Annotated in this window: 2 protein-coding genes and 1 pseudogene; 1 reads left to right on the top strand and 2 read right to left on the bottom strand. The window is 27.3% G+C overall.

From position 1 onward, the window contains the following. Both GQV94_RS07525 and GQV94_RS07520 read right to left on the bottom strand, forming a co-directional pair. Positions 1 to 178, bottom strand: a pseudogene (locus GQV94_RS07525) (S24 family peptidase); the annotation flags it as partial. A 632-nt stretch (positions 179 to 810) separates the two neighbouring features. Next, complete coding sequence (locus tag GQV94_RS07520) at positions 811 to 2,085, bottom strand: major outer membrane protein (RefSeq protein WP_200170432.1); 1,275 nt, start codon at positions 2,083 to 2,085, stop codon at positions 811 to 813. 282 nt (positions 2,086 to 2,367) lie between these two features. Between GQV94_RS07520 and GQV94_RS07515 the strand changes: the two genes are divergently transcribed. Then, a complete protein-coding gene (locus GQV94_RS07515; RefSeq protein WP_200170431.1) occupies positions 2,368 to 2,982 on the top strand; it encodes a hypothetical protein in 615 nt (204 codons plus the stop codon). Positions 2,983 to 3,242: the final 260 nt, after the last annotated feature.

Below are 3,242 nucleotides of genomic sequence, written 5' to 3'. Positions count from 1 at the left end.
TTCTTTCTTGCAAGAAGTTTAATATTTGTGAATAAGAAATGGAATTTCTAAATTTCATAGAATTAAAAGTATCAGGATTAATTCCTAATTCTTGTGCTATATCTTTTGTTTTTAAATCTCTTTTACCTTCACTTGCAAGTATATCTTTTAGTTTTTCAATCACTTCTTGCATTTGCATTTTAATAATTTGTTTTAATTTCAAAGAATTTAAACACAAAATATTAAAAAGCAAAGAAAAGATTTTATTTTGAAAGATTAGGTTTTAAGTTAAAATTTAAAAGATTTTAAATAAAAATATACTTAAATTTTGCATTAGAAATCAAGTGGAAAGTATAGGCTTTGACTTGTAAAGCAGTTTTATGGATAATTTATTAAAGATAAATTTTTACGCAATTAAAAATATAAATTTAATTTTTAATTTAAAAAGCTATAAAGAAATTTGTAAAAAATATAAAATTAAACATTTTTTATTTAAGATTTACAATAGTATTTATAGAAAAAAATTAAATTAAAACCTTTTTATATTTGAAATAGTGTTTTGTGTAAAATAATTTATGATTATTTATTTTAATTTAATTATTTTTATGAAAATTTTATGGCTTTGGAAATAATAAAAGTTAAATTTTATTTTTAAATGATTTTAGTTTTATTTTGTTAAAAAGTATTTATTTTAATATCTAAAAATATTATAGCATTTAAATGAAGTATTTAAAATAAAACCGAAAGTATAAATAATTCTAAAAGATAAATTGAAGTAAAAAATAATTTTAAAGTATAAAAAGCCTATCAAAAGATAGGCTTAAAAAGTTTTTAGAATTTGTAAAGAGCTTGAAGTCTTACAGTGCTGTGATCTGCATTACCAGCATTTTTTCTATCAACATTTAAGTATGAGTAGAATGCTGAGAAGTCAAGTTTTGGAGAGTATTTGTAATTTACTCTTGCAACTGCTTCCATTTTATCTCCACCTATACCAGCAATATTAGATTTAGTTCCACCATAAACGAAATCTCCACCTACGCGTACAGTTTCATTGAAAGTATAGCCAGCTGTTATATAACCAAAAGTATTTTGACCAGCATGATCTCCAGTTAATTTAGAGCCTGATGTATAGAAAATTTCTTCACCAGCAAGTAAAGAACCTAAATTTCCTTGATCTTCAATAACAGTTAAAGTAGCACCATCTTTTTTACCATAGTATAGACCACCAAGTGTAGCATCCCAGCCACCAAATTCAACAGTTCCTCTTAAGGCAAAGAAGTTATTGTTTTTACCATCTACAAGCTGTTTTTTAAGTGTACTATCCATAGAGTTTCCTAAGTAAGCACCTTCTAGAGTCCATTTTGCTCCATCAAATATAGTTGCACTATAAGCTACATCAAGAGCATATAAGAATGCATTATCAGGCATATAAGCTAACCATAATTGAGAGTTGATGTCTCCACCAAAAACACTATAGCTTGCAAGCGCAGCAGCACCATAAATATTTTTACTCCAATTTAAAAATTCAGAAGCATCGCTATCACCATTTTCATAAGTACCATTAGCTTGAATTATTGTTGTATCTCTGTTTGCGTTTGTGCTGTCTACAGCAAAAGCAGCCAAAGTGATACCATCTATGCTGTTATTTACTACTTTGATACCTGTTCCAACTAAACCATCAATACCATTATCAGTCCAGATAGTATTTAGTTGTTGTCTACCTGCGATTACACTTGTAGCAAAATCATCATTTGTATAGGTTAAGTATAATTGACGAACGCTAAGTCCTTGGTTTGTGCTACTTATATTATCTGTTCCAAAGCCACCATCTGCAGCATTATAATCAAGTTGCATAAAAGCTTTGAAATTATCAGCTATAGCAGCATTAAAATTGATTTGTGCTCTATATTTATGTAATTGTCTAGATGTATTAAGTCTCTCTTTATCCTGTGTAAATTTTTTATCAAATGTCCCAGTATCATATCTATATCTTAAAACCCCAGATACATCAACATCTTTAAGTACTTCTTCTAAAGGAGCAGCATTTGCTACTGAAAAAGCGCCTGCAGCCATAGCTGCTACTAAACTAAGTTTAACTAGTTTCATAAAATTTCTCCTTATTTAAATATCTACGCTGGCAATTGTATCATAAAAAAGTGTTATATTTTCTTAATATATGCTTAAATGATAGTTAAATTTATAATAAATACTCCATATATAAACAAACGCTCAAAAATTTTGAGCGTTATTTTTCTAAGGAGTTTAAGATTATTTATGAAGTTTTATATTAGTTTAATGTAAGAAGTATAAAATTTAAAAGTTAATGATAAGTAATTAAGTGTATAATTAAAATGCCGATATTAATTAATCATATTAAAAGGAGTTAATATGCAAATAAACGCGTATTCTAATGTAGCTATACAGATTAATAACAATAAACTTAGTTCTCAAACAAGAGAGAGTAATACTCAAAGTGCAAATTCTAGCAAAAATGTAGATAAAAAAGTCCTTGAGCAACTTAGTGCTATAGGTGGTAAAGGAATGAGTGCTATATATTTGGCTGAATTTGAACAACAAGCTTTTAATGCTGTTAGTGGTAGCGTAAGTGCTCAAAATGGAGTTTTTGATCTTTTTAATCAAGATAATCTTAGTAAAGCGCAAGGAATTCTTTCAGGGTTAGATTTTGCTTCTATAGGATATTTTGGAAAAAATCCATTAGATATGAATTCAAGTGAATTAGAGGATTTGCTTAGTGAAAATGGTTTTTTTGGTGTGCAAAATACTGCAGATCGTATAGCTGACTTTGTGATACAGGGTGCAGGAGATGATGTAGAGAAGCTAAAAAAAGGCATAGAAGGGATGCAAAGAGGTTTTGAAGAAGCTTCAAATTTATGGGGTGGAAAGTTGCCACAGATTAGTCAAGACACTATGGATAAGGCCTTAGAAAAGGTTAATCAACGTTTAGATGAGCTTGGCGGAAAAACTTTAGATATCCAAATTTAATAACTTAGCCAAATTTTGGCTAAGTATTTAGTCAAAACTTTTAAATTCTTACCATCAATTTTTATAGTTAATATTTTTAAATTCTTTCAATTTTACTCAATAATCATTGTTTTATTAAACAAAAAATTCTAAAACACCTATAAAACTTTAATTCAATTTAAGCTAAAACAATAAGTATGAACAATAAGTATAAGCTATATAGATATTAGTATATAAGGATAAATTTAATTATTAAAGATAAAAATTTAAACACTTAATAA

Source organism: Campylobacter sp. TTU_617, assembly GCF_016599045.1.
Lineage (GTDB): Bacteria > Campylobacterota > Campylobacteria > Campylobacterales > Campylobacteraceae > Campylobacter_D.
Note: the sequence above shows the minus strand (reverse complement) of the source record. Positions and strands in the feature narration are given on the sequence as shown.